This window comes from Mesorhizobium caraganae (assembly GCF_016836705.1).
Classification (GTDB): domain Bacteria; phylum Pseudomonadota; class Alphaproteobacteria; order Rhizobiales; family Rhizobiaceae; genus Mesorhizobium; species Mesorhizobium caraganae.
Map to the genome: position 1 here is coordinate 781,309 of NZ_JAFCGY010000001.1, position 24,127 is coordinate 805,435.

General features: G+C 62.4%; 30 protein-coding genes. 11 read left to right on the plus strand and 19 right to left on the minus strand.

The genetic code is table 11. The annotated features are described in order from the left end of the window. Positions 1-8: 8 nt before the first annotated feature. Together JQK88_RS03885 and JQK88_RS03890 are read left to right on the plus strand one after the other, a co-directional pair. Positions 9-488, plus strand: a complete 480-nt coding sequence (locus tag JQK88_RS03885) for a pyridoxamine 5'-phosphate oxidase family protein (protein WP_203277519.1) — start codon at positions 9-11, stop codon at positions 486-488. Between the two features lie 46 nt (positions 489-534). Next, a complete protein-coding gene (locus JQK88_RS03890; protein WP_203277522.1) occupies positions 535-1,572 on the plus strand; it encodes a YihY/virulence factor BrkB family protein in 1,038 nt (345 codons plus the stop codon). A gap of 148 nt (positions 1,573-1,720) precedes the next feature. Here the strand turns inward: JQK88_RS03890 and JQK88_RS03895 are convergent, their stop codons facing one another. The 4 genes from JQK88_RS03895 to JQK88_RS03910 all read right to left on the minus strand — a co-directional run bounded on the left by JQK88_RS03895 (position 1,721) and on the right by JQK88_RS03910 (position 4,147). After that, positions 1,721-2,086: a VOC family protein gene (locus tag JQK88_RS03895; RefSeq protein ID WP_203277524.1), complete on the minus strand. Its 366-nt coding sequence runs from the start codon at positions 2,084-2,086 to the stop codon at positions 1,721-1,723. A gap of 110 nt (positions 2,087-2,196) precedes the next feature. Next, complete coding sequence (locus JQK88_RS03900) at positions 2,197-2,919, minus strand: DUF899 family protein (protein ID WP_203277526.1); 723 nt, start codon at positions 2,917-2,919, stop codon at positions 2,197-2,199. 471 nt (positions 2,920-3,390) lie between these two features. Next, positions 3,391-3,693, minus strand: coding sequence for a YdhR family protein (locus JQK88_RS03905; protein WP_203277527.1), 303 nt, complete (start codon positions 3,691-3,693; stop codon positions 3,391-3,393). 7 nt (positions 3,694-3,700) lie between these two features. Next, positions 3,701-4,147 (minus strand): hypothetical protein, encoded by a 447-nt coding sequence (locus JQK88_RS03910; protein WP_246749730.1) that lies wholly within the window; start codon positions 4,145-4,147, stop codon positions 3,701-3,703. Between the two features lie 153 nt (positions 4,148-4,300). Between JQK88_RS03910 and JQK88_RS03915 the strand changes: the two genes are divergently transcribed. Further along, the gene (locus JQK88_RS03915; protein ID WP_203277528.1) at positions 4,301-5,047 is read left to right on the plus strand and encodes a winged helix-turn-helix transcriptional regulator; all 747 of its coding nucleotides are present in this window, start codon (positions 4,301-4,303) and stop codon (positions 5,045-5,047) included. Positions 5,048-5,314: 267 nt separating this feature from the next. Here JQK88_RS03915 and JQK88_RS03920 read toward each other — a convergent pair whose 3' ends face one another. Further along, positions 5,315-5,854: an autotransporter gene (locus JQK88_RS03920; RefSeq protein WP_192256944.1), complete on the minus strand. Its 540-nt coding sequence runs from the start codon at positions 5,852-5,854 to the stop codon at positions 5,315-5,317. A gap of 96 nt (positions 5,855-5,950) precedes the next feature. Here JQK88_RS03920 and JQK88_RS03925 point away from each other — a divergent pair, with 96 nt between their 5' ends. Continuing rightward, complete coding sequence (locus JQK88_RS03925; protein WP_192256941.1) at positions 5,951-6,667, plus strand: GntR family transcriptional regulator; 717 nt, start codon at positions 5,951-5,953, stop codon at positions 6,665-6,667. Positions 6,668-6,697: 30 nt separating this feature from the next. Here the strand turns inward: JQK88_RS03925 and JQK88_RS03930 are convergent, their stop codons facing one another. Next, positions 6,698-7,588, minus strand: coding sequence for a sigma-70 family RNA polymerase sigma factor (locus JQK88_RS03930; RefSeq protein ID WP_203277529.1), 891 nt, complete (start codon positions 7,586-7,588; stop codon positions 6,698-6,700). A gap of 59 nt (positions 7,589-7,647) precedes the next feature. Further along, on the minus strand, positions 7,648-7,956 hold the full coding sequence (locus JQK88_RS03935) for a hypothetical protein (protein ID WP_210388213.1): 309 nt from the start codon (positions 7,954-7,956) through the stop codon (positions 7,648-7,650). A gap of 152 nt (positions 7,957-8,108) precedes the next feature. On the opposite strand from JQK88_RS03935, the gene JQK88_RS03940 reads away from it, so the two are divergent. The 3 genes from JQK88_RS03940 to JQK88_RS03950 are packed head-to-tail and all read left to right on the plus strand — an operon-like array spanning position 8,109 to position 9,374. Next, on the plus strand, positions 8,109-8,474 hold the full coding sequence (locus tag JQK88_RS03940) for a VOC family protein (RefSeq protein WP_192256937.1): 366 nt from the start codon (positions 8,109-8,111) through the stop codon (positions 8,472-8,474). Positions 8,475-8,527: 53 nt separating this feature from the next. Further along, positions 8,528-9,175, plus strand: coding sequence for an alpha/beta fold hydrolase (locus JQK88_RS03945; protein WP_203277530.1), 648 nt, complete (start codon positions 8,528-8,530; stop codon positions 9,173-9,175). Then, complete coding sequence (locus tag JQK88_RS03950; protein WP_203277531.1) at positions 9,150-9,374, plus strand: hypothetical protein; 225 nt, start codon at positions 9,150-9,152, stop codon at positions 9,372-9,374. The genes JQK88_RS03945 and JQK88_RS03950 overlap by 26 nt, the downstream gene beginning before the upstream one ends. Before the next feature lie 85 nt (positions 9,375-9,459). Here JQK88_RS03950 and JQK88_RS03955 read toward each other — a convergent pair whose 3' ends face one another. The 4 genes from JQK88_RS03955 to JQK88_RS03970 all read right to left on the minus strand — a co-directional run bounded on the left by JQK88_RS03955 (position 9,460) and on the right by JQK88_RS03970 (position 12,939). Beyond that, the gene (locus JQK88_RS03955; protein ID WP_192256933.1) at positions 9,460-10,446 is read right to left on the minus strand and encodes a Gfo/Idh/MocA family protein; all 987 of its coding nucleotides are present in this window, start codon (positions 10,444-10,446) and stop codon (positions 9,460-9,462) included. A gap of 83 nt (positions 10,447-10,529) precedes the next feature. Then, positions 10,530-11,105 (minus strand): YceI family protein, encoded by a 576-nt coding sequence (locus tag JQK88_RS03960; protein ID WP_203277532.1) that lies wholly within the window; start codon positions 11,103-11,105, stop codon positions 10,530-10,532. 67 nt (positions 11,106-11,172) lie between these two features. Next, positions 11,173-11,751: a cytochrome b gene (locus tag JQK88_RS03965; protein ID WP_192256929.1), complete on the minus strand. Its 579-nt coding sequence runs from the start codon at positions 11,749-11,751 to the stop codon at positions 11,173-11,175. Positions 11,752-12,048: 297 nt separating this feature from the next. Next, the gene (locus JQK88_RS03970; RefSeq protein ID WP_203277533.1) at positions 12,049-12,939 is read right to left on the minus strand and encodes a LysR family transcriptional regulator; all 891 of its coding nucleotides are present in this window, start codon (positions 12,937-12,939) and stop codon (positions 12,049-12,051) included. 96 nt (positions 12,940-13,035) lie between these two features. Between JQK88_RS03970 and JQK88_RS03975 the strand changes: the two genes are divergently transcribed. Then, positions 13,036-14,031 carry an aldo/keto reductase gene (locus JQK88_RS03975; RefSeq protein WP_203277534.1) on the plus strand — a complete coding sequence of 332 codons (996 nt, stop codon included), beginning with the start codon at positions 13,036-13,038 and terminating at the stop codon, positions 14,029-14,031. Positions 14,032-14,224: 193 nt separating this feature from the next. Here JQK88_RS03975 and JQK88_RS03980 read toward each other — a convergent pair whose 3' ends face one another. The 6 genes from JQK88_RS03980 to rpmI all read right to left on the minus strand — a co-directional run bounded on the left by JQK88_RS03980 (position 14,225) and on the right by rpmI (position 19,629). Then, complete coding sequence (locus tag JQK88_RS03980) at positions 14,225-14,827, minus strand: nucleotidyltransferase family protein (protein WP_203277535.1); 603 nt, start codon at positions 14,825-14,827, stop codon at positions 14,225-14,227. 73 nt (positions 14,828-14,900) lie between these two features. Next, positions 14,901-17,309 carry a phenylalanine--tRNA ligase subunit beta gene (pheT, locus tag JQK88_RS03985; RefSeq protein ID WP_203277536.1) on the minus strand — a complete coding sequence of 803 codons (2,409 nt, stop codon included), beginning with the start codon at positions 17,307-17,309 and terminating at the stop codon, positions 14,901-14,903. Then, positions 17,309-17,743 (minus strand): GFA family protein, encoded by a 435-nt coding sequence (locus JQK88_RS03990; protein WP_203277537.1) that lies wholly within the window; start codon positions 17,741-17,743, stop codon positions 17,309-17,311. The genes pheT and JQK88_RS03990 overlap by 1 nt, the downstream gene beginning before the upstream one ends. Then, positions 17,740-18,825, minus strand: coding sequence for a phenylalanine--tRNA ligase subunit alpha (pheS, locus tag JQK88_RS03995; protein WP_203277538.1), 1,086 nt, complete (start codon positions 18,823-18,825; stop codon positions 17,740-17,742). The genes JQK88_RS03990 and pheS overlap by 4 nt, the downstream gene beginning before the upstream one ends. A gap of 160 nt (positions 18,826-18,985) precedes the next feature. Further along, complete coding sequence (gene rplT / locus JQK88_RS04000) at positions 18,986-19,387, minus strand: 50S ribosomal protein L20 (protein ID WP_006201247.1); 402 nt, start codon at positions 19,385-19,387, stop codon at positions 18,986-18,988. A gap of 38 nt (positions 19,388-19,425) precedes the next feature. Beyond that, positions 19,426-19,629, minus strand: a complete 204-nt coding sequence (gene rpmI / locus JQK88_RS04005; protein WP_006201248.1) for a 50S ribosomal protein L35 — start codon at positions 19,627-19,629, stop codon at positions 19,426-19,428. Between the two features lie 277 nt (positions 19,630-19,906). On the opposite strand from rpmI, the gene JQK88_RS04010 reads away from it, so the two are divergent. Together JQK88_RS04010 and JQK88_RS04015 are read left to right on the plus strand one after the other, a co-directional pair. After that, positions 19,907-21,061 (plus strand): ISNCY family transposase, encoded by a 1,155-nt coding sequence (locus tag JQK88_RS04010; protein WP_203277539.1) that lies wholly within the window; start codon positions 19,907-19,909, stop codon positions 21,059-21,061. A 130-nt stretch (positions 21,062-21,191) separates the two neighbouring features. Further along, on the plus strand, positions 21,192-21,674 hold the full coding sequence (locus JQK88_RS04015; protein ID WP_203277540.1) for a helix-turn-helix domain-containing protein: 483 nt from the start codon (positions 21,192-21,194) through the stop codon (positions 21,672-21,674). A gap of 104 nt (positions 21,675-21,778) precedes the next feature. Here JQK88_RS04015 and JQK88_RS04020 read toward each other — a convergent pair whose 3' ends face one another. Together JQK88_RS04020 and infC are read right to left on the minus strand one after the other, a co-directional pair. Beyond that, positions 21,779-22,417, minus strand: a complete 639-nt coding sequence (locus JQK88_RS04020; protein ID WP_203277541.1) for a methyltransferase family protein — start codon at positions 22,415-22,417, stop codon at positions 21,779-21,781. Between the two features lie 181 nt (positions 22,418-22,598). Beyond that, positions 22,599-23,135 carry a translation initiation factor IF-3 gene (gene infC / locus JQK88_RS04025; RefSeq protein ID WP_112559872.1) on the minus strand — a complete coding sequence of 179 codons (537 nt, stop codon included), beginning with the start codon at positions 23,133-23,135 and terminating at the stop codon, positions 22,599-22,601. A gap of 219 nt (positions 23,136-23,354) precedes the next feature. Between infC and JQK88_RS04030 the strand changes: the two genes are divergently transcribed. Beyond that, positions 23,355-24,125: an alpha/beta hydrolase gene (locus JQK88_RS04030; RefSeq protein WP_203277542.1), complete on the plus strand. Its 771-nt coding sequence runs from the start codon at positions 23,355-23,357 to the stop codon at positions 24,123-24,125. Positions 24,126-24,127: the final 2 nt, after the last annotated feature.

Genomic DNA, 24,127 nt, shown 5'->3' on the forward strand with positions numbered 1-24,127 from the left:
AAGTCCAAATGGCCAGCCCTGCCGAACTCGAAGCCAAGTTCTGGAAGTCGTTGAAATCCGACATGACAATGATGATCGGCCTCGATGGGTCCAAGGTCATCCCGCGTCCGATGACAGCCCAGATTGAGGATCGGAAGGGGCCGATCTGGTTCTTCACGGCCACAGACACCGAGCTTGTCGAGGGCCTGAAAGATGGCAGCGGCGCGACAGCTACCTTCACATCGAAGGGTCACGACCTGTTCGCCACAGTGCAGGGGAAGCTTTTTCTGGACAACAACCCAGTGGTCATCGATCGGCTTTGGAATCGTTTTGTCGCTGCCTGGTTTGAAGGCGGGAAAGACGACCCGAGGCTGGCACTGCTTAGGTTCGACCCGCAGGAAGCCGAGATCTGGCTCGACGGCTCAAGCCTGACTGCAGGCATAAAAATGCTGCTCGGGTTCGATCCGAAAGAGGAATACAAGGACAAGGTCGCCAAAGTGTCCCTGTGAGGAGCTGCAACTTTCATGGCGATGCGGAGTGTGGGGCTGTTGAGCGATGGACACCAAGTCCTCGTTGATCGATACCGAAGCGGCCAATCGTGCGTTGGCGACGTCTGAAGCCAGCAAGGCCGCTATAAGGGCAGAGGATGGGGACCGTGGTCGCGATGCGGCCTGGCCGTCACAGATTCCTGCACTCGGCTGGAGGGACATCTTCTGGCGGCTCTGGGAAGAGTTCAACAAGGACCGGGTCTTGCTGGTCGCGGCCGGTGCCACCTTCTATCTGCTGCTGGCGCTGTTTCCGGCGCTGGCCGCCTTCATCTCGATCTACGGTTTTGTCGCCGATCCCGTGACAGTCGCGGACCATGTCGCCTATCTCGGCGGATTGCTGCCGTCGGAGGGACTGGATCTCATTCGCGGACAATTGCAGGCTTTGGCCAGTCAGAAACCGGGAGCGCTCGGAACAGGTTTCTTCGTCGGCCTTGCGATCGCGCTGTGGAGCGCGAACAGCGGAATGAAGGCGCTCTTCGATGCGATGAACATCGCCTATGAGGAAAGCGAGAAGCGCAGCTTCATCACGCTCAATCTGATGTCGATCCTGTTCACGATGGGAGCCTTGGTGATCGGCATCGTGCTGTTGCTGACGGTTGGCGTTGTCCCGGCCTTGTTGCGCTTCTTCTACCTTGACGCCTGGACAGAGACCCTTGTTGCGGTGTCTCGCTGGCCGATCCTGGCAGGCTTCATGCTTACAGGCATTTCCCTGCTCTACCGTTTCGGGCCGAGCCGCGAACATGCGAAGTGGCGTTGGCTGAGCTGGGGTGCCTTGATTGCGACCGCCGTCTGGATCGCCGCATCGTGGCTGTTCTCGTTCTACCTGCAGCATTTTGCCAACTACAACGCCACCTATGGCTCGTTGGGCGCCGTCGTTGGCTTGATGATGTGGACATGGATTTCCGTCATCATTCTCATCGCCGGCGCAGCAATCAACGCCGAGATGGAACATCAGACGGCAATCGACTCGACAACGGGTCCCGCTCTGCCGATGGGAGAGCGCGGCGCGGTGGTTGCCGACACTCTGGGGAAAACAGCTGACTAAGTGACGGATCGCTTATCCGGCAAAGAGCCGGCGCGGCGTAGAAATCAGGGCGCCGCGCGGGACATCGGGCATGGCCATTCTCCTTGTCGAGGAGAATTCTACCCAACCCAAGTCCTGTCAATCGCAGGGTTCAGCCGCGCATGCAGCTTCAGTTCTTCTTGAATTCGAACAGCTCGATGACGTTGCCCGATGGATCCTCGAGCAAGATGGCGCGGCCGGCTCCGCCATCGCTTATATCGCCGCGGAATCGTGCATGAGCCCGACGCAGCCGCTCAATCAGAACGTCGAGTTCGTTCGTAACGATCATGAACCGGTTCCACCCGCCAGGCCTCGGATCGCCGCCCGCCTGACCACCGCTTCCCGCGCCTGGGGCGCTGAGATATAGCGTGAATTCGTCGCGCAACAGCGCGGCGAACTTGCCCGGATTGTGCTTGTCGACCTTGAAATCGAGATTGTCTTGATAGAACCCGACCGCCTCGTCGACGTCGGCAACGATATATCGGACGGAAATCATTCAAACTCCTCCCGTCTCCGATAACCCGCGACGGTATATTCAGTTCCTTCCAAAGGCCGGCCGCGCCTTCACATAGCGCAGAGCCCTGGCCCTTTAGTAAATGTGACCGTTTAGTAGGTGATCTTCGGGTACCAGTCGGTCCCGCGGCCTTCCGGCGTCCAGTCCAGGACGTTCCATAGCATCATCAGGTCCGGCTCGGTTGTCGGGTCCTTGCCCGGATCGGCCGACTCGAAACCAAGCTCCGCGCCCCAGAAATGCCGGATGGTGCCGTCGCGCCGGGTGAAGACGTTTTCGGCGGCGGTGTCAGTCCCATCCTCCATGATGGCATGGTAGTCCCGGCTGAAATTGCCGTTAAGGTCGGCATAGAGCGGCAGGTTCTTCCAGCCACGCTCCACCTTGAAGGCGATCTGCCGCTCGATGGCCGAAAGGCCTACGACGGCGAGGGCGATCCGCTGGCGGAGGTGGTCGGCGTTGCCGTCCATGCAGCTCAGGAGCGCGGTGCACATGGGGCAAGGGCGCTGGCGCTTGGGACCGTACATCCAATTGTAGACGAACAGGGTGTCCTTGTCGCCGAAGAGCGCCTCGAAGCCGACGGGATTGGCGCCGGCCACGCTGCTGGCTTCGCCCATGAACTGATAGTCGCCTTTCACCTCACCGCCAGGCGGCAAGTTGCGACGCTGGGCGGCAACGCGCGCTATGTGGCGATTGAGTTCGATCTCCTCGACCAGCAGGGCCTCGCGCGCCTTGCGGTACTCGGCGCTCTCGTTCGGCTGGCGGGCGCGGTTCTTGTGAGCGATTGCGGTGGCGGGTTGCAGGGCGGAGCCGTCGGCCATGATCTTGTCTCCCAGTTCAAACCCCTTCAACTGGTCACCCCGCCTCAGGGTTCCCGCCCGGGCGGTGCAAACAAGACGAGCAATAGACCCGGGCGCTCTACTTCGTCGACGCGAGCACTGCACAGCAGAAGGCAAGGAAGGTCACTTCCGCATTGACGGCGTGCGAATACTCCCATTGGACGTGAAGGGCTTGCCAATTTTTCGGGCTGCACGGTCCAGTTCCGCGTCGCCGCGTTCGCCGGCTGGGTGAAAAGCACAAAGATGACGAGATTTATGGCGATCAGCGCTGCTGCCGCGATCGCCAGCGTCACGGCGCGGCGGGTCCGCCACTGATGGACAAGGGCCAGCAGCGTTCAAGCCAGTCCGCAAGCGAGTGTCCTTCAGGAATGCCGAATGCTGTTGGCAGCGGAGTCGGCATGAAGATACCCGCTCCTTCGTCCGCAACACGCGCCCTCCCAAGCTCCGGCAACACTACTTCACCGGGCCACGTGTGATGGTCGAGAGTTCTGCGATCACGTCAAACGCCTTGATGCTCAATGTCGGGTCACCTTTCATTTCCGCAACAATCGGCCCGTCCAGGAAGGCCTGCACTGCGGCGTCATCGTCGAACAGGTAGATCCCGCCGGCTTCGCTTTGGGCCTCGTTTATGATCCAGACCTTCCAACGCAGGCCAGGTATGTCCGCGATGGGTTGAGCATAGGGCAGGTTCTCTTTCTCGTACTCGGCCCTTGGCCCGTTGAGCTTGTAGTTGATTTGCAGGATTTTGGCCGACATAAGAGTGCTACTTCGCGGCTGCGAGAAGATAGCCGCCCTCCCAATGCCAAGTTTGCTTGTCATCGACCGTCACGTTCAGAATAGCTTGAAAGCCGGCCAACGTCCCGCTTCCTGCGGAGAACGCGCAATGTCCTGTTGGCGGTTTCGCGGTGTCATAGACGATGCAATAACCAATCGCGGAGTCGCCTGGCCCAACGGCGAGAACGACGGAGCTGCTCGTAAATAGTGGGCTACTGAGAACAGGGCCATAATAAAGAACCTTTGTGCCAGCCGGTATTTCCTTCAGACTCGATTCGGTAATTGTACAGAAGCTCGGTGTTTCACCGTTGTAATCACTGCATTCCTTGGAAAATTTTAGAGGCGATAGCTTGGGCGTATCGGTCGCCATCGCGGGCCAGCCGAACGACACCGCAGCCAAGAGGGTCACTGCGCGAATTTTTCTCAAAGCAAACATTTTCTTGCTCCTAAGTCTGACCATCCGAGTTCGATCACTATGACGGCGGAAGGCGGGCAGGCGCTAGGGCAGCTTCGGAAGCGTTCCGCTTCAGATTGTGAACTGGCCTTAGACCTCTGCAAGGACTAACTTGCGGCAAAGGAGCGCCCGGCCATGACGCGTCGGCCTTACGGACTGATCTGTCCGATCTCGCTTGCCTGCGAGATCCTTGAACCGCGCTGGACGATCCAAATCCTGACCGAACTCTGGAACGGCTCGACCCGCTTCAACGACATTCGCAAGGGGTTGGGCAACATCTCGTCCGCCATCCTGTCGAGGCGGCTCAAGGAGATGGAGTCGTCGGGCCTGGTCGAGCGCGTCGAGGACAAGGCGGCGGGCACCGTCGACTATTTCCGCACCGGGAAGGCGATCAGGCTCGAACCGGCGATGAACGCGCTGGCGGAATGGGCGCTATGCAACATCGAGGCGGAGATCGCGCTCAGCGGTGCGGATGCTTCGACCATCATGTGGGTCGTGCGGCGAATGATCGACCTCGCTGAACTGCCGCGGCGGCGCGCCGTCATCCGCTTCCATTTCCGCGACGATCCCCCAATGAAGTGTCCCAACTGCTGGTTTGTGGTCGAGCCAGGCGCGGAATTCCCCGAGCTATGCTGGCTCGACCCCGGCCGGGATGTCGACCTTTACGTCGAGACCGGCGTTGTTTCACTGGGGGCCATCATCGAGGGCCACTCCAGCATCGAGCGCGAGAAAGAAAGGGGCCGCCTTTTTCTGAGCGGCGACCCCGCCCTCGCCCGCAGCATGGACCGCTGGCTACGAACCCTCGGTCTATGCAGGGCTCCAGGGAATTGTGCAGCTTTCTTGAAAGCCATATTGGGTTGCAGCCTTGTTCAACCCGCCTAGGACGAAAGGACCATATGGGCTTGCCTCAAAAAGCTATAGCGCAAACAATAAGATAGCGGTGCCCAGTTTCATCCTGTCCGATGCGCCATTTCTCAGATCTCAGCTCTGACGGTGCGCCAGGCGTTGCCGATACTCAGAGGCTCGACGGTGCGTATCGGGAGTTTTCCCGCGCAGGCGCGGATCGTCGCATCGCTTGCTCCAATAACAACCGTCTCCTGGCTTGCCATGCCGCGGAGGCTGCTCTCTATCCGTGCACCAAGGAGTGGCCTACCCAATCGGCCGAGCCCCCGCCAGATAGCGCTCATTGTCGAACGGCTCGGCCTGGTTGCTATCCGGGCTCCACATATGGCGGTCAATCTCCGTCAGATCGCCGAGATAGACGTGCAGCGCGCCTGAGCGGGCGCTACCGGTGTTGGCGACTGCATGGACGGTATCAGCGGTCATATGCAGCACGGTAGGCGCCGCTATGTCCTGCCGTTCCGGGGTGTCGATCTCGCTGCCATCGACGGGATAGATGAAGTTGGTCTCGCTGCCCTTGTAGATGCCGATCAGCGCATCCATCAGATGATTGTGCGCCGGATACTGCAGGCCGGGCGACAGCGTGATGTGGTAGATAGTCAAGTTCGGGCTGGCATGCAGCAGCACCTCATCGTCTTCCTCTTCATGGGCAAGCACGCCTGAGGCGTGAAAGCGATCGGTGTGCTCGCGCAACACCGCCTTGACCCGATCGAAGGCATCAGGACCTTTGGCTGCGTTGACGATATCGGCGATTACGGCGTAGAGAGGCGAGTTGGCGGAAAGAGGCATTGTCAGTTATCCCTCTTAAGAAGCTTAACACTCATAACTGAGATGCTCAGGCTAGCGAATGCCGGAACCAGCGTCAACTGCCCAGGAAGACCTGACATGATCGCCCCGAAATCCGCAGCCGCGTCACCCTCGACCGCCGACATATTGCGCAGCGAGGAAGCTTATGAGCAGCTGAAGAGCGATATCGTCGCCTGCGTGCTGCGTCCCGGCGAAAGCCTGACCGAGAAGCAGATCGGCGACCGCTACCAGATCAGGAAGGCGACGATCCGCTCGGCCCTCGCCCGGCTGACGCAGGAAGGGCTGATCAAAAGCGAGCCCAGGCGCGGCTACGTCATCGCACCGCTCAGCCTGCGCGACGTCAACGAGATTTTCGATGTCCGCGGCCTGATCGAGCCGGAAGTGTTCAGGGTGGCGGCCGCCAACATCACCGAGCGTGGGCTCGAGGACATCAGGCTGGCGGCGCAAAAGGTGCTGAAGCCTGAGACGCTGCGCAGCCATGTCGCCTTCCTCGCCGCCGACCGCGCCTTTCGCCTGGCGCTGGCCGAGCTCTCGGGCAATCTGCGGCTGGCGCGCCTGCTCGACCAGATCCTCGACCAATCGGAGCGCGTTCTCCATCTCGGCTTCAAATCGCGCGACTTCACGCAAGTGATCATTGGCCAGCAAAAGGAGCTCGTCCTTGCCTGTGAGGTGGCCGAGGTCTCGGCCATCGCAAAGCTTGCCCGTTCGCAGTGCCTGTCGCTCAAGAAGCAGGTGCTTGAGGCCCTGCTTGCCGGCTCCAAACTGCAGGACGCCAATTTGCAAAGCTTCGCCTGAGGCGGCGAGGCCTGCGCTCACCGGTGGCACTCACTCGTCAATGAAGCGGATGTCCGCGTCGGCAAGGCAATAGGGCGCATAGCGGAAATCTCGGATATGGCTGACCTTTCCGTCCTGCCAGTCGACCAGCATGAAGCCGCGCACGGCGTCATCTCCCGCTTGCGGGTTGCGGATCAGGATGGCCGGCCTGCCGTCGACGAAGCCCAGCGACAGCGCCCAATCGCTGACGCGGTCGTAATTGCCGAAATAGTTGGAAACCTGCGCCTTGCCGCGCATGCGGGTGCGGTTGACGACTTCAAGCTGGATGTCCTCGGCGATCAGAGCGCGCACGGCGTCGAAGTCGCGCGCATTGAACAGGTCGACATAGCGGCGCAGGCGCCGCTCGTCGTCGGCGTCGAGTTTTGGGGCGGGCGTCTGTTCGTCCTGCGCCGCCAGCAGCCGCAGCTGCGCGCGTCCGCGATGCAGCGCCGCCTTGGTCGCCGCCAGCGTCGCGCCGGAGACCTCGCAGGTTTCGTGCAGGCTGAGGCCAAGCACGTCGACCAGGATCACGGCGCTGCGCTGCGCCGTCGCAAGCTGCATGAAGCTGCGCAGGCTGGCAGCGGTGGCGAGCCTGGCATCGGCGCTTGCGGAGGGGTCTTCGATCGTCGTCATGTCGGTCTCGCTCATGCGCGCCTGCTCCCGCTGGCGCCGGCGCAGATGATCCTGCGCGGCATTATGGGCGATGCGGAACAGCCATTGCTCTGGACGCTCGACAGAGGCGTCGCCGTCAACGGCCTGCAGCGCCTTGATCATTGTCTCCTGGACGATGTCCTCGCCATCGATCACCGAGCCGGCCATGCGGGCGCAATAGCGGTGCAGCTTCGGCCGCAAGGAGCCAAGCATCCCCTCCAGGGCCACGCGGTCGAGTTTTGCTGTGTTCATCCTGTCCATTCCCAGTATGACGCTCTGGCACGGCGCCAACGCCGTGCCAGTCGCTGCAATCAGGCTGGCACGGCCGCATCGGCACCGGCCAGCATACGATAATTGCCGACGATCTTTACCGGCGATCTGGCAAGCGGCGTCGAGCGTCGCGCGGCATGATCGGCGCTGAAAGCCTTGAAGGCGTCGAGCCCGGTAAGGCCGTCCTGGCTGACAAGATGGATGAACTCGCCATTCTCCAGTTCCAGGACGAGGTAGCGCACGGATTGCGGCTTGGTCGCGTCGAGTGCCTCGAACACCTTTGCAACCAGCATACGGTTCTGCGCGATGCTTTCATCCTTCACGCCGTAGCGGATGAGATTGTAGCCCATGTGTCGTCTCCTGTTTTTCAAGTCTGCAGGGAGAAGACGTTTCGCGGCGTCGAAAAGATTCTCACCGCCGGCGAATCTTTTTGATCGCTCGGATCGTCTTTCCCCCCGTGGACGGCTGCCAGGCAGCCATCGAGGAGCAGGAGAGACCCATCATGCACATCCAGTTTGCCGAGTTGCCTGTCATCGACCAGGACCGCGCCAAGGCGTTCTACACCGAACACCTTGCCTGCCAGCTCATAGCCGACCAGCCCATGGGCGACAGCGGCTGGCGCTGGATCGAACTGGCATTCCCCTTCGCCGTCACCAACCTGCATTTCATCAGGCGCGCCGATGACGCGCCGGGCGCTGAACCCGTAATGGTTCTGGTCGACGACAATGTCGAGGCAACGATCGCCGCGTTGAAGGCGCGGGGCGTCGAAATCATCACCGAGCCGCAGGAGGCGCCCTGGCAGCCGGGCCGGACCGTCGCCGAGTTCCGCGACAGCGAGGGCAACCGCATGGTTGTCGCCAGCAAATGAGCGGGGCCAGCGCAAATCCGAACTTTGACATGAGAGCAACAGGAGAGATGGACATGACCCCCCATTCGTCGACGCTGAAAGTACCGGGCGCCAGCCTTTACTATGAGACGCGCGGCTCCGGCCCCGTGCTGCTGATCATCCCCGGCGGGCCGCAGGACGCCGGCGTCTTCGCTGATGTCGCCGGCCACCTCGCCGACCGCTACACGGTGGTCGCCTACGACCCGCGCGGCAATTCGCACAGCACCTTCGATGGCGAACCACGGGAACAGGACCTCGATGTCCATGGCGACGATGCCGCTCGCCTGATCGACGCGCTCAGCGCCGGGCCGGCCTATGTGTTCGGCACCAGCGGCGGCGCCCAGATCGGCCTCAACCTTGCCGCCCGCCATCCCGGCCGGGTGCGCGCGCTGGTCGCGCATGAGCCGCCCAGCATGATGCTGCTCGAAGACCCGGCGCCGGCGCTGGCCGGCATGCGCGACCTGCACGACACCTATCGCAGCCACGGCGTCGAGGCGGCGATGCAGAAATTCTTCAGCGAGAACGGCCTGTCGGAAGGGCCGGACCAGGATGAAGCCGGACCGCAGGACGGGCCATCTTCGTTCGAACCGTCGCCCGAAGAAGCCGACCTTTGCCAGGGTCAGCGGCAATTTCGAATACTGGCTGGCGCATGGCGCCATGCCGCTGTCGCTCTATCATCCTGATGTCGAGGCGCTGCGCGGCCGCCCGATCGTGATCGGCATCGGCGAAGAGTCCATCGGCCAGCCGATCGACGGCATGGGCAAGGCGCTGGCCGACAGGCTCGGCAGCAAGCGCGCCGCCTTCCCCGGCGACCATATGGGCTTTGCGCCCTATCCCGACCGCTTCGCCGAGACCTTGCACCTGGCGCTCAGCGGCGCGTGAGATCGTCAGTTCAACAGGGAAGGGCGTCCGCAAGCAGAATGCGGACGCCCTTCCCTGATGAAATTAACCGGCTAAGATTGCCGTATCAGACAGCCTCCCAGCCTTCCTTGCCGCCGGCGCGGAAGATGGCGTCGATGACCTTCTGGTTGAGCACGGATTCCTCCAGCGTGAAGACGCGCTCCTTGCCGCCCGCCGCCGCTTTGGCAAAAGTCTCGACCTCGCGCCGATATTGCTGTGTGCCGGGAAAGCGGAACACCTGCGCCTCGGTGTGGTTCTGGTTGTGCAGTTCGATGCGGTGATGGTCGTAGAGCCCGGCATTGAACGGCGAGAACACTTCGATGAAACCCTTGTCGCCGTGGAACACCATCACCTGTCGCGCCGCCATCTGTGTCGACAGATAGAAGGACAATTCGAAATCGCCGAAATCGGCGCGGATCGAGGAATAGATGTCGGTGCCGAATTTCTTGTCGCGCTCGATCGTCGCCTGCACGCGCAACGGCTCCTTGTCGGTGCAAAAGCGTGTCGAGACCGTCGGGTAGACGCCGATGTCGGGCAGCGCGCCGCCGCCGAGATCGAGCTGGTTGCGCATGTTGGTGGGGTCGACATTGTAGTAGGAGAACGCGCCCTGCACATGGCGCAACCGGCCGATGGCACCGTCGGCGATGAGGTCGCGCACCTTGATCCATTGCGGGTGGTAGATGACCATGAACGCTTCGCAAACCAGCACCTTCTTCTGGTCGCGTAGCTTGATCAGCGGCAGGATGTCCTTGGCGTCGAGCGCCAGCGGCTTTTCCACCAGCACATGCTTGCCAGCTTGAATAGCCTTCGCCGTCCATTCGACGTGCTGCGAGGTCGGCAGCGGGATGTAGACGCCGTCGACGTCCTTGGAAGCCAGCAGTTCCTCATAGGAGCCGAAGGCATGGCGGGCACCGAAACGCTCGCCCAGGGCCTTGGCCTTCGACAGGTCGCGGCTGGCGATCGCTGACAGCACGCCATTCTCTGCCTCGACGATTGCCGGCAGTAACTGCTCGCGGCCGATCTTGGCCGTCGACAAAACACCCCATCGGAACATCAGGCTTCTCCTATCGATTTTTACAGGCGAGGAGGTTTGCCCGAAATTGCGGGAAAAGCCAATGTGCGGAGCGCAGGTCCTTGCTAACCCTTCTTCCCCGTCAGCGTCATGTCGAAATCCACGACGTTGGAATAGATCGGCGTGCCGACATCCATGCCGTAGCGCGAGCGCAGCACCTTGCCGGTGACATGGAATTTGATTGTGCCACCCTTCAGCCCGCCGAACTCGGCGGTGAACTTTTCCGCAAATGTCTTGCCACGCGCCGTTAGCCGGCCGCTGACCAGCGCGGTGGTGTCGCTGGTGCGGGTGACGCTGGTCGAGCGGAACTGGATTTCCGGATTGTTGGCGGCATCGAACACCGCGTCGGAGCGCAGGAAGGCATCGATGCGGCCCTGACCTGTGCCGACGCTTTCAGGATAGATGGTGAAATTGACCTGCGAACGCCCGACATCGCTGTTGTCGATACGGATCGAGCCCTTGAACCGGCCGAAGGCGCCGTTGAGCCCGCCGCCGCCGACCTTGGCGATGGAAAAGCGGATGCTGGAGCTGGCTGGGTTGACCGTATAGTTGCCGGCTGCGTCGTTAAGGTCGACCGCGGCCAAGACAGGCATGGCAAGGCAAGCGGCCATAGCCGCCAATCCGAAGATGCGCGCATACATGGGTTTTGTCCTTCTGGGGCAGGCAAAGTCCTGCGTCTTTCCTCCATGAACGAATACGCGGCGCGCCCTATTCCATGTCGGGCGCTGACGAAGGCGTGATCATGCGCGTGAGCACGTTGTCGCGCAGCCAGAAATGATGGCGCAGCGCCGCCAGCGCATGCAGCACGACCAGCGCTATGCCGGCATAGGCGAGATACCAGTGGACTGCTGTCCAGAAGTTTTCCGCCGTGTCGGACAGGCCGAGCGGCAGGTTCGGCATCACGAACAGGTTGAACGGCATGCTGGGGATTTCCAGCATCGACACCGAGACCAGCGCCCAGCCGGACAGCGGCAACGCGAGCTGGAAGACATAAAGCGCCAGATGCGCCAGCGGCGCGGTGCGACGCTCCAGCGCCCCGGTCGATGCTGGTAGCGCCGGCGCCGCATTGCCGAGCCGCCAGCCGATGCGCAGGATGATGAGGCCGAGCAGCAGAAAGCCGAAGGATTTGTGCAGCTGGATGAGCTCGAAGGCGGTGCGCTGGCTGGTCAGCCGCACCATGACGAAGCCGAGTATGAACTGGCCAATGAAGATAATGCCGATCAGCCAGTGGAGGATGATGGCCACCCAGCCATAGCGGTTCGTGCTGTTTGTGATTGATGGTGGCATGAGCAGTAAACGAATGGCGGGCGGGCTTTCTTCCGTGCAAGGCGTAGACCGCCCATGAGGAGAGAAATTTTCCGACGTCGGCGCTGCCCCTCATTGCCCTGCCGGGCATTTCTCCCCGTAAACGGGGAGAAAGAAGCAGTGCCGCCAGCGGTGCTCTTCCTGCCACGTTGGTGATTGGCGAAAGCGTCGACGGGAGCGTCCCTCGCCCCGTTTACGGGGAGAGGATGCCGGCAGGCAGGTGAGGGGCAGCGCCGCCGTCAGCAGTGTGAGTTCCGTGCCGAAGCGACCATTTCGCCCTTACCCACCCACCTTGAAGAAATCCACAAACGCCCGCAGCGCCGGGCGCATTTGCCTGCGACTGGGATAGTAGACGAAGAAGCCCTCGAAGGGCGGGCACCAGTCTTCCAGCACGCGGATCAGCCTTCCGTCGGCGAGCGGGCCCCGCACATAAGGCTCGAAGACGAAAGCGAGGCCGGCGCCGTCGATGGCCGCCTGGGCGATCAGATGGTCTTCGTCGAGGATCAGCGGTCCTTGTGCGGCGATCTCGATCGCCTCGCCGTCCTTCTCGAATTCCCAGCGGTAGAGGATACCGCTGGAGAAGCGGAAGCGGATGCAGCGGTGGTCGGCCAGCTCGCGCGGGTGACGCGGCTTCGGCATTTTTTCGAAATAGGACGGTGCACCGACGACGGCACCGCGAAGGTCCGGCCCGATGCGCACCGCGATCATGTCGCGTTCCAGGCTCTCGCCGAGCCGCACGCCGGCGTCGAAGCCACCCTCGACCACATCGGTAAAGCGGTCCTCGATGACGATCTCCAGCACGATGTCGGGATAGGCCGATGCAAAGGCGCCGAGTCTGGGCGTCAGCGTCAGGTGCGCGGCCGTGCGCGGCACGGTCAGCCGCAGGTTGCCGGCCGGCCGGTCGCGCGCCTCGACTGCGGTTTCCAGCGCCAGATCGATCTCCGACAGTGCGGGCCGTAGCCGCTCCAGCAACTGCGCCCCTGCCTCGGTCGGCGCGACGCTGCGCGTGCTGCGCGCCAAGAGCCGTACGCCGAGCCGCGCCTCCAGGCTGGACACAGCATGGCTCACGGCCGAGGGCGCTATGGCCAGTTCCCTGGCGGCGCCGCGAAAGCTGCCGCATTGGGCGACAGTGGCCAGCACCGCCAGTTGCGAAAGATGAGCGCGGTTCATTGATCTATCTCTTGGAACAGCCCGTACGAATAAGAGACGATTATCGAACGTGGTTCAAGCCATTACCTCAGTCGCATCGCAACAAGGAGACACGTAATGCAAACCCGCAAGCTAGGATCAGATTTGAAGGTCTATCCCGTTGGCCTCGGCTGCATGGGCATGAGCTTCGCCTATGGCGGTCAGGCAGAGGCCGACGCAATCGCCACGCTGCGCCGCGCCGTCGACATCGGCGTCACCTTCTTCGACACGGCCGAAGTCTACGGCCCCTATGAGAACGAGATCCTGCTCGGCAAGGCGCTGAAGCCGGTACGCGACAAGGTAACGATCGCCACCAAATTCGGCTTCAAGATTTCCGAGGAAGGCTCAGGCATCGAGCGCATGGTCGGCGTCGACAGCCGCCCCGAACACGTCAAGGCGGTCGCCGAGGCCTCGCTGAAGCGGCTCGATACCGATGTCCTCGACCTCTACTACCAGCACCGTGTCGACCCCAACGTGCCGATCGAGGACACGGTCGGCGCCATGGCCGAACTGGTGCGCGAGGGCAAGGTGCGGGCGCTGGGCCTGTCGGAGGTCAGCGCCGCCACCATCCGCCGGGCGCATGCCGTGCATCCGATCGCTGCCGTCCAGAGCGAATATTCGCTGTGGAGCCGTGATCCGGAAGACGAGGTGTTCGATGTCTGCCGCGAACTCGGCATCGGCTTCGTGCCCTACAGCCCGCTCGGCCGTGGCCTGCTCACCGGCACCATCGCCAAGCCCGAAGCCTTGAGCGACGACGACTGGCGCCGCACCTTGCCCCGCTTCCAGGCCGATGCCATGGCGGCCAATGCCAAGGTCATTGCCACGCTGGAAAGGCTGGCAGCGCAAAAGGGCGTCACCTCGGCCCAGCTGGCGCTCGCCTGGGTGCTGCACCAGGGCGATTTCATCGTGCCGATCCCCGGCGCGCGAAAGATCCGCCATCTGGAGCAGAACACGGCGGCAGCCGGGATCGAGCTGAGTGCTGCCGAGGTGGCAGCGATTGGCGATGCGCTGTCGCCGGACAAGGTGGTCGGCAAGCGCTACACGGAGGAATTGCTGGTGCTGGTGAACGGGTGAAAAAAGGCCCCTCATCCGGCCGCTACGCGGCCACCTTCTCCCCGAGGGGAGAAGAGCCTGCCACCGGCGCCAGCTCCTCTCCCCTCGGGGAGAGGTCGGATTGTCCCGAATTGCCCTTCGCAATTCGGCTGGCAATCCGGGTGAGGGGGCCTTTCGTTTCGCTTTCAGGGGCGCTTTGGCGCCCCTTTTTTAATCACCAATCCACCACCGTGATCTCCGGCCAGCAATCCCTGGCCCGTTTACCCTTGGCCTCATGCGTGCGCTGGTTATCCGTCACCCGGTTCGGCATAATCCGAAACGAAAAAATATCGTCGAGCCCGAACGGCGCCACCAGCTCCAGCCGTCCGCCGGCATCGTATCGAACCCCGACCGCATGCGTCTTCGAGGCAAAATAGCTGACGGATTCGCCGGAACTCGTATAGCGCGGGCAGGGCTGGCCAAACTTCTGCGGATACCACAAATGCACCCGCGCCTGGTTGCGCACCTCGACCGGAAGCGCCAGCCCGTTGAAATGCTGCGCCGCCCGGCGAATGACGACGTCCTCAGCCTCGTAGGACAGGTCGCTGTCATCGAAGTAGAAGAGGTCGACATCCCTAATGCCGTAGCCCGACGGCTTGCCGGTCAGATGGTTCCATATGGAATTATAGAGTGCGCCGGACACTACCAGCCAGTCCGGCAGGTCGAGCGCGCGAGCCCGCGCCAGCGCCTCGCGGACCAGCGGATCGGCCGATACGATGGCGAGGAACGCTTCGCGTTGTGCTTCGAACGAGAGTCCGGAATAGCGCAGATGGTCCATCGCCCTTTGGAGAGCGATTCGCCATCGCTCGGCAATCCTCGGAAGGAAAATGCGTAGAGCGGCGTTAGCCGCGCTACGTCCTCAGCACGCCGCCCGTCTGCTTGCCGACATTGTCGACGATGCGCTTGGCCAGCGCCTCGAAATCCTCGTCGGTCAGCGTCTTCTCGACCGGCTGGATCGACACCTCGATGGCGATCGATTTCTTGGCGGTACCGAGCGATGCCCCCTCGAAGACGTCGAACACCGAAACGCCTGACACCAGCTTCTTGTCGGCGGCGAGTGCTGCGCGCACCAGGGTGCCGGCCTCGACAGACTTGTCGACGACGAAAGCGAAGTCGCGCTTCACCGCCTGGAAGGCGGAGAGCTCCAGCTTCGGCTTGGTTTTCGTCGGCTTGGCCTTCGGCTCGGGCACGGCGTCGATATAGACCTCGAAGCCGCAGATCGGCCCCGAAACGTCGAGCGCCTCCAGCGTCTTCGGGTGGAATTCGCCGAACGTGCCGAGCACCGTCTTCGGCCCGAGCTTGATCGTGCCGGAACGGCCGGGATGATACCAGGCCGGGCCGCCCGGTTCGATCTGCAGCCGGTCGACCGGCGCGCCGCAGGCTTCGAGCGCCGCGATCGCATCGGCCTTGGCGTCGAACACGCCGACCGAGCCGGAATTGCCGGCCCAGCTGCGGCCGGAGCCGTCGAGCTTGGCGGTGCCGCGACGCACGCCGGCGGCAACGCGCCGCTGCTGGTCGGGGCCGTCGCCCTCATAGGTGCCGGAGACCTCGAACAGCGCGACATCGCCAATGCCCTTGTCGGCATTGCGCTGCGCGGCGGACATCAGCCCCGGCAGCAGCGACGGCCGCATGTCGGACATGTCGGCGGCGATCGGATTGGCGAGCTTCAAAGCGGTCTGGCCGCCGCCGAACAGTTCGGCATGCCTGGCCGGGATGAACGACCAGGTGACCGCCTCCATCATGCCGCGCACGGCCAGCGAGCGCTTGGCGGTGCGGGTGCGCACCTGCAGTGTCGTCAGAATCTTTGAATTGACGGCATCGTGGGCGCCAAGCGGCTGCGGCGCGATGTTGTCGACGCCGTGGATGCGCATGACTTCCTCGACCAGGTCGGCTTTGCCAGCGACATCCGGCCGCCAGGACGGCACCGCGACATCGACGACCTCGCCCGAACCCTGTGGCTTGAAGCCGAGGCGCGACAGGATGTCGAGGCTTTCCGCCCTGGGCACCTCGATGCCGGTCAGCCGCTTCACTTCCGACAGCGGGAAGGCAACGATCTTCGGCGTGTGTCCGGCATAGCCGACCACCTCGGTTTCCGTCGGCTCGCCGCCGCAGAACTCCAGCACCAGCTTGGTCGCCAGTTCGACGCCGGGCACCATGAATTCAGGGTCGACGCCGCGCTCGAAGCGGTAACGCGCATCGGTAATGATACCGAGCGTGCGGCCGGTGCGGGCTGTGGTGATCGGGTCCCAAAGCGCGGATTCGATCAGCACGTCGGTGGTGTTTTCATCGCAGCCGGAATGCTCGCCGCCCATGACGCCGGCGATCGATTCGACGCCATTGTCGTCGGCGATGGCGCACATGTCAGGCGTCAGCGTGTATTCGCGTCCGTCCAGCGCCATGACCTTTTCGCCATCTTTGGCGCGGCGCACGACGAGATTGCCGGCGACTTTCTTGGCGTCGAACACATGCAGCGGCCGGCCGCGGTCGAAGGTGACGTAATTGGTGATGTCGACCAGCGCGCTGATGGGCCTGAGGCCAATGGCGATCAGCCGCTGCTGCAGCCATTTCGGCGACGGACCGTTCTTGACGCCGCGCACCAGGCGCAGCGCGAAACCGGGGCAGAGCTCCGGCGCCTCGATCGTCACCTTGACCGGCGTCTCGCCTTTGCCCTTGATTGCCTCGACCGGCGCGGTCTTGAGCCGGCCGAGCCCGCTTGCCGCCAGATCCCGGGCAACGCCGTAAATGCTGGTCGCATCCGGCCGGTTCGGCGTCAGATTGATCTCGATCACCGGATCGTCGAGATGCGCATAAGCCGCGAAGCTTGTGCCGACAGGCGCATCGGCCGGCAGGTCGATGATGCCGTTATGCTCATCCGACAGCTCCAGCTCGCGCTCCGAGCACATCATGCCGTGGCTTTCGACGCCGCGGATCTTGCCGACCGTCAGCGTCACGTCGATGCCGGGCACATAGGTACCGGGCGCAGCGAAGGCGCCGATCAGGCCCGCGCGGGCGTTAGGCGCCCCACAGACGACTTGAACCGGCGCCTTGCCATCACCGGTGTCGACGGTCAGCACCCGCAGCCGGTCGGCGTCGGGATGCTGCACAGCGGTCAGCACCTTGGCGATGACGAACGGCTTCAGGCTGGCCTTGTCGTCGACATGCTCGACTTCGAGACCGATTGAGGTCAGCCGCTCGACGATGTCGCTAAGCGTGGCGTCTGTCTCCAGATGATCCTTGAGCCAGGAAAGGGTGAGTTTCATCACTGTGTTCCGTTTTGTCTGTGCCCGTCAGGTCTGGGCACGCTTGTCTTCAAATGGCGCGGCAAATCGTCGGGCATATGCAGGAAAGGCAGCTGCTCGCGCACATGGGCATGGTGCGTCGGCCGGAAATAGGCCGGCATGTCCATGGCGCCGAGCATGAAATAAATGTGGTCTTCCAGCCGCTCGTAGACATAGGCGATGGGCGAGCCGCAAATGCCGCAGAACGAGCGCGTCACCGGGCCGTTCTCGTACATTTTCAGCGCCTTGCCGGTGAAAGCCACCTGCGAGGCCATGAAGCCGACAAAGGCCGACACCGGTGCGCCGCTGGCCCGCCGGCAATCGCCGCAATGGCAATAGCTGATGTGGTGCGGTTCGACTGATGCCTCGAACCGCACCGCGCCGCAGCGGCAGCCACCGGTGTGCGGCGCCGTCATGCGGAGAGACCTCCGAACAGCGTCGGCATGTCGAGCGGTCTGAAACCGTAATGCGACAGCCAGCGCACGTCGGCGTCGAAGAAGGCGCGCAAATCCGGCATGCCGTATTTCAGCATGGCGATGCGGTCGATGCCCATGCCCCAGGCAAAGCCCTGATACTCGTCGGGATCGAGCCCGCCGGCGCGCAGCACATTGGGATGCACCATGCCGCAGCCGAGGATCTCCATCCAGTCGGTGCCTTCGCCGAAGCGCACTTCGCCCGGCCGCGAGCGGTCGCACTGGATGTCGACCTCGAGGCTTGGCTCGGTGAACGGGAAGAAGGACGGCCGGAAGCGCATCTTCACCTGCGGCACCTCGAAGAACGCCTTGCAGAACTCTTCCAGCACCCACTTCATATTGGCGACATTGGCCGTCTTGTCGATCACCAGCCCCTCGACCTGATGGAACATCGGCGAGTGGGTGGCGTCCGAATCCTGCCGGTAGGTCTTGCCGGGGATGACGATGCGGATCGGCGGCTTCTGCTTCTCCATGGTGCGGATCTGCACGGGCGAGGTGTGCGTGCGCAACAGCTTACGCTCACCCTTGTCGTCCGGCTGGAAGAAGAAGGTATCGTGCATCTCGCGCGCCGGATGTCCTTCGGGAAAATTCAGCGCGGTGAAATTGTAATAGTCGCACTCGACATCGGGACCTTCGGCGATGGCGAAGCCGAGATCGCCGAAGATCGCCGCGATCTCGTCGATGACCTGGCTGATCGGATGGATGCGGCCGCGCTCGGCCGGCGACTGCCTCACCGGCAGTGTCACGTCGACCGTCTCGGCGGCGAGCCTGGCAGTGACCGCCACATCCTTCAGCTCGGCCTTGCGCGCCGTCAGCGCCTCGGTGACGCGGTTCTTCAGGCCGTTGATCGCCGGACCCTTGACCTGGCGCTCCTCGGCGCTCATCGCGCCCAGCGTCTTCAGCATTTCGGAGACCGAGCCCTTCTTACCGAGGGCTGCAACGCGCACCGCTTCGATCGATGCCTCGTCGCCGGCCGAGGCGATGTCGGCCATCAGGGAGTTTTCGAGAGTATCCATGTCACTCATGTTCCAGACCCGATCAGAGCAATTCCAGCAAAAGTGCGAAACGGGTTTCCGTCCGGAATTGCGTAAAACAAAGACGCTCTAGGCATAAGAAAAACCCGCGCCAGCCGTGCCAGCGCGGGTTCCCCAAATCAAGTGTTGAATAGCTTGGGAAGCGCTGGTCTTAGGCGACAGCGCTTTCAAAAGCATTCGGCGTGGTGTTCTTCAGATATTCGAGCGCGACCTTGGCCTTGGCGACCAGGGCGGCGAAAGCCTGCGGCTCATGGATGGCCATGTCGGACAGGATCTTGCGATCGATCTCGATGCCGGCCTTGTTGAGGCCGTCGATGAAGCGGCCATAGGTCAGGCCATGCTCGTGGGTCGCGGCGTTGATGCGCTGAATCCACAGCGCGCGGAACGAGCGCTTGCGGTTCTTGCGGTCGCGGTAAGCGTACTGCAACGACTTTTCCACCGCCTGCTTGGCGATGCGGATGGTGTTCTTGCGGCGGCCGTAGAAGCCTTTGGCGGCTTTCAGGACCTTCTTGTGCTTGGCGTGCGAGGTGACGCCTCTTTTTACGCGTGCCATGTCATGATCTCCTTAAAAACGCTGTTCCGACCGAATGCTCAGAGGCCGTTCGGCAGAAAATTCTTGATGACCTTCTTGCCGTCCGGTTCAGCCAGAACCATCGTGCCGCGGGCATTTCGAATGAACTTGTTGGAACGCTTGATCATGCCGTGACGCTTGCCGGCCGCAGCCGACAGGACTTTACCCGTACCTGTGATCTTGAACCGCTTCTTGGCGGCCGACTTGGTCTTCATCTTGGGCATTTTGCTACTCCGTATTGGTGGCGCACAATCGCGCTTCTTGTTCGCTTCGGGCGGACCAAAAGCCCGAAAAGCAAATGAAACCGCCACGGCATGCCCTGCCGGGCGGTTTTTTGGAACGCGGTCCTATACGTCAAAGCAGGCGCGCGCGCAACACCTCAGGCGCTGCGTGTCGTAAGCACACGAGTTGTCCGGATTAGGTAGCACGCGAGTTGTCCGGTTTTATCGCCAGCGAATGGGGCTGGGGATGAAGCGGGCAGCATGGCTACAGGACCGGAGAATGCAGAAGTTTCGGGATGTTTTGAGCCGCTGGAATGGCGGCGACCTTTCGATGATGGAGGCAGGCGAGTTGCTGGGCATGTCGGAGCGGCAATTCCGGCGTTATCGCGACCGATATGAAGAGGCCGGGGACGCTGGGTTGCTCGACCGGCGTTTGGGCAAGCTTTCGACGCGCCGGGTGCCAGCGGAAGCGATCGAGGAGATGCTGGAGCTTTATCGCCATCGTTACCTTGGCTGGAACGTGAAGCATTTCCACGAGCACCTGCTGCGCGATCACGATTTCAGCTGGGGCTACACCTTCATCAAGACGCAGCTTCATGCGGCTGGGCTGGTGGAACGGGCCAAGCGGCGCGGTGCTCACCGGCGCAAGCGCGAACGCAAGCCGTGCGAGGGAATGATGCTGCATCAGGATGGCAGCCGTCATCAATGGCTGGCGGGTGGGCCGATGCTGGATCTGATCGTGACGATGGACGATGCGACGAGCACGATCTATTCGGCCTTCCTGATCGAGGAGGAAGGCACGGCGTCGAGCTTTCAGGGGCTCCTGGAGACGTTCGTTGCCAAGGGACTGCCATCGAGCCTCTACAGCGATCGCGGCAGCCACTATTTCGTGACGCTCAAGGCCGGCGGGACTGTCGACAAGATCCGCTTGACCCAGGTCGGCCGGGCCCTCGGCCGGCTCGGCATCGAACATATTCCAGCCTATTCTCCTGAAGCGCGGGGCCGCTCCGAGCGGATGTTCTCGACCTTGCAGGACCGGCTGCCGAGGGAACTGGCACTGGCCGGCATTGCCGATATCGAGGCCGCCAACCACTTCATCGCACAGACCTATCTGCCGGCCCACAATGCCCGCTTCGCCAGGCCGGCAGCGGTCGAAGACAGCGCCTTTGTCGCCGCCGACCCGCAACAACTGGCCCAGATCCTGTGCATCGAGGAGGAGCGCGTCGTTGCCCGCGACAACACGATCGCTTTCGCGCGGCTGCGATTGCAGCTGCCGAAAAGTCCGATCCGGCATCACTTTGTCAAAGCCACCGTCAAGATCAGGCAATACCCGGATGGGACGCTTGCGATCTTCCACGGGCCGCGCCGCATTGCGCGATACATGCCTGATGGCGCCGCAATCGAGGAAACTTGCCCCATCAGGCAAGCCGCGTGAACCGCTTCGACGCAAAACAGAAGCGGACAAATGATGTGCTACCAAACCGGACAACTTGATTAGCTATCGACACACCTCAGGCGCTGCGTGTCGTAAGCACACGAGTTGTCCGGATTAGGTAGCACGCGAGTTGTCCGGTTTTATCGCCAGCGAATGGAGGCTGGGGATGAAGCGGGCAGCGTGGCTACAGGACCGGAGAATGCAGAAGTTTCGGGATGTTTTGAGCCGCTGGAATGGCGGCGATCTTTCGATGATGGAGGCAGGCGAGTTGCTGGGCATGTCGGAGCGGCAATTCCGGCGTTATCGCGACCGATATGAAGAGGCCGGGGACGCTGGGTTGCTCGACCGGCGTTTGGGCAAGCTTTCGACGCGCCGGGTGCCAGCGGAAGCGATCGAGGAGATGCTGGAGCTTTATCGCCATCGTTACCTTGGCTGGAACGTGAAGCATTTCCACGAGCACCTGCTGCGCGATCACGATTTCAGCTGGGGCTACACCTTCATCAAGACGCAGCTTCATGCGCTTGCGATCTTCCACGGGCCGCGCCGCATTGCACGATACATGCCTGATGGCGCCGCAATCGAGGAAACTTGCCCCATCAGGCAAGCCGCGTGAACCGCTTCGACGCAAAACAGAAGCGGACAAATGATGTGCTGCCAAACCGGACAACTTGATTAGCTATCGACACACCTCAGGCGCTGCGACGCTCTGTCCGATTATCAAGGCAGGCGGAACAATACCGGCAGGATCCCCGACTGCTGGGCGCCATCGATGGTCTCGAACACCGGCAGCGCCACCAGGAACACCAGCCCGTCGAGCAAGGTGGTCAGCAAAAGCCGTGGCTTGAAGCTGCCGGTATCGCCTTCCTGGTAGAGCGACAGATTGGGAAAGAAGCGCGGCACTCGCGCCAGATAGGCCTGGTAAGGTGCGCCGAGCACTTCCTTGAGATAGCGCTCTTCGCGCAGGATGACGATGTGGAAGGCGCCGGCACACAAAAGCGCAAACAGGATGATGCCGGAAAACGAGCCGATCTGCGCCCCGACGCCGGCGGCAGCAATGGTCGAGAACACATAGAGCGGGTTGCGGGTAATCGAATACGGGCCGCCGGTCACCACTTCGGAAGATTTGCGGCCGCCGATGTAAAGTGTCGACCACAAGCGGCCGACAACGCCGAGGAAGATCAACAGAACGCCGAACATCTCGATCGTCTCGTGCACCGGGGTCTCCGGCGGAAAAGTCGACTGGCCGAACAGCAGTGCGGCAAACAGCACCACCACCAGCACCGCAAGCACCATCCTGCGCATGTGCTGGTAGCCGCCCAGCTCCTTGACGGGCGCAGGATTGATTTCATTGGCCATGCCGGGAATCCGATCGTGGAAAAGCTTTGCCGGCGATCGCGGCGTCTGCCAAGAAAACAGGCGTCCCGCCGATCGCCGGGACGCCGTGGGCCATGATTCAGGCGGATTTAGAGCGCGACGCCACGCCTGAACACAACGTGATCCAAAGCAATTCCAGGAATTGCTTCAAAACAAAGAGATTCTAGCGCGGCGCCAGCACCATCATCATCTGGCGGCCTTCGAGCTTCGGTTCGGCTTCGACCTTGGCGATGGTCGACACTTCCTCGCGCACCTTGTTCAGGAGCTGCATGCCGAGTTCCATATGCGCCATTTCGCGGCCGCGGAAGCGCAGCGTCAGCTTGACCTTGTCGCCTTCCTCGAAGAAGCGCCGCACGGCCTTCATCTTGGTCTCGTAGTCATGGCTGTCGATGTTCGGGCGCATCTTGATCTCTTTGATCTCGATGACCTTCTGGTTCTTGCGCGCCTCGGCCGCCTTCTTCTGGTTGGCGTATTTCAGTTTGCCGAGATCGAGGATTTTTACGACAGGCGGCACCGCATTGGGCGATATCTCGACCAGATCGAGCCCGGCCTCTTCGGCGAGCAGCAATGCGTCGTTGATGGAGACATCGCCTCGGTTCTGGCCTTCGGCGTCGATGAGCTGGACCCGGGGAACCCGGATATCACGGTTGGAGCGCGGGCCATCCTTGGTGGGCGCCGCTGCTTTGAAAGGTCTGCGAATGGTCGTGGTCTCCTTGGCCGTTTCGTTCAGGGTTCAAGTCTAGAAATATTCGGGACGCGCCAATGTGGTGAGCGCGCGGGCGGAGTCAATAGCACAGCGCTGACGGAAAATCACCCTGAACGCTGGCCTGCACCAAACAAAGGATATAGCGGGCACTTTCCGCTTCGCCTTTGCCTGTGCCAAAAGACCGGCGAGGAAAATCAGGACTGACAGATCGCCATGACCGCGACCACCCCGACCGCGCTGGATATCCAGGGAATCAGCATCGCGGTGCGCCATGAGGCGGGCGCGACGCCCGGCATCGTCTGGCTCGGCGGCTACAAATCCGACATGCTGGGCACGAAGGCCGAGACGCTGTCTGATTGGGCAGCCCGCGAAGGCCGAGCTTTCCTGCGCCATGACTATTCCGGCCATGGGGAATCGGGCGGCGCGTTTGCCGACGGCACCATCTCGAAATGGCTCGGCGAGAGCCTCGCCGTCTTCCGCCGTTTCACCAAGGGCAGGCAGGTGCTGGTCGGCTCCTCGATGGGCGCATGGATTGCGCTGCGCATGGTGCAGGAACTGCGCAAGGCTGGCGACACCAGTGTCGTCGGCCTGGTACTGCTCGCCCCGGCGCCGGATTTCACCAACGAACTGGTCGAGCCGGCGCTAACCGCGGCACAGAAGCGCGACCTCAAGAAGAAGGGCTTTTTCGAGGAGCCGTCGGACTATTCCGCCGACCCTTACATCTACACGCGCGCTCTGATCGAGGACGGCCGCAACAACCGGGTGATGACCGGGCCGATCGACACCCATTGCCCTGTCCACATCCTGCAGGGTCTGGCCGATGCGGACGTGCCGGCAAGCCATGCGCTGAAGCTGGTCTCCCTGCTGCCGGCCGACGACGTGACCTTGTCGCTCATTCCCGATGGCGATCACCGCCTGTCACGGCCGCAGGATCTCGACATGCTGCTGAGAGCCGTGAGCGACATGGTCCAGCGGGCGGGTTAGGT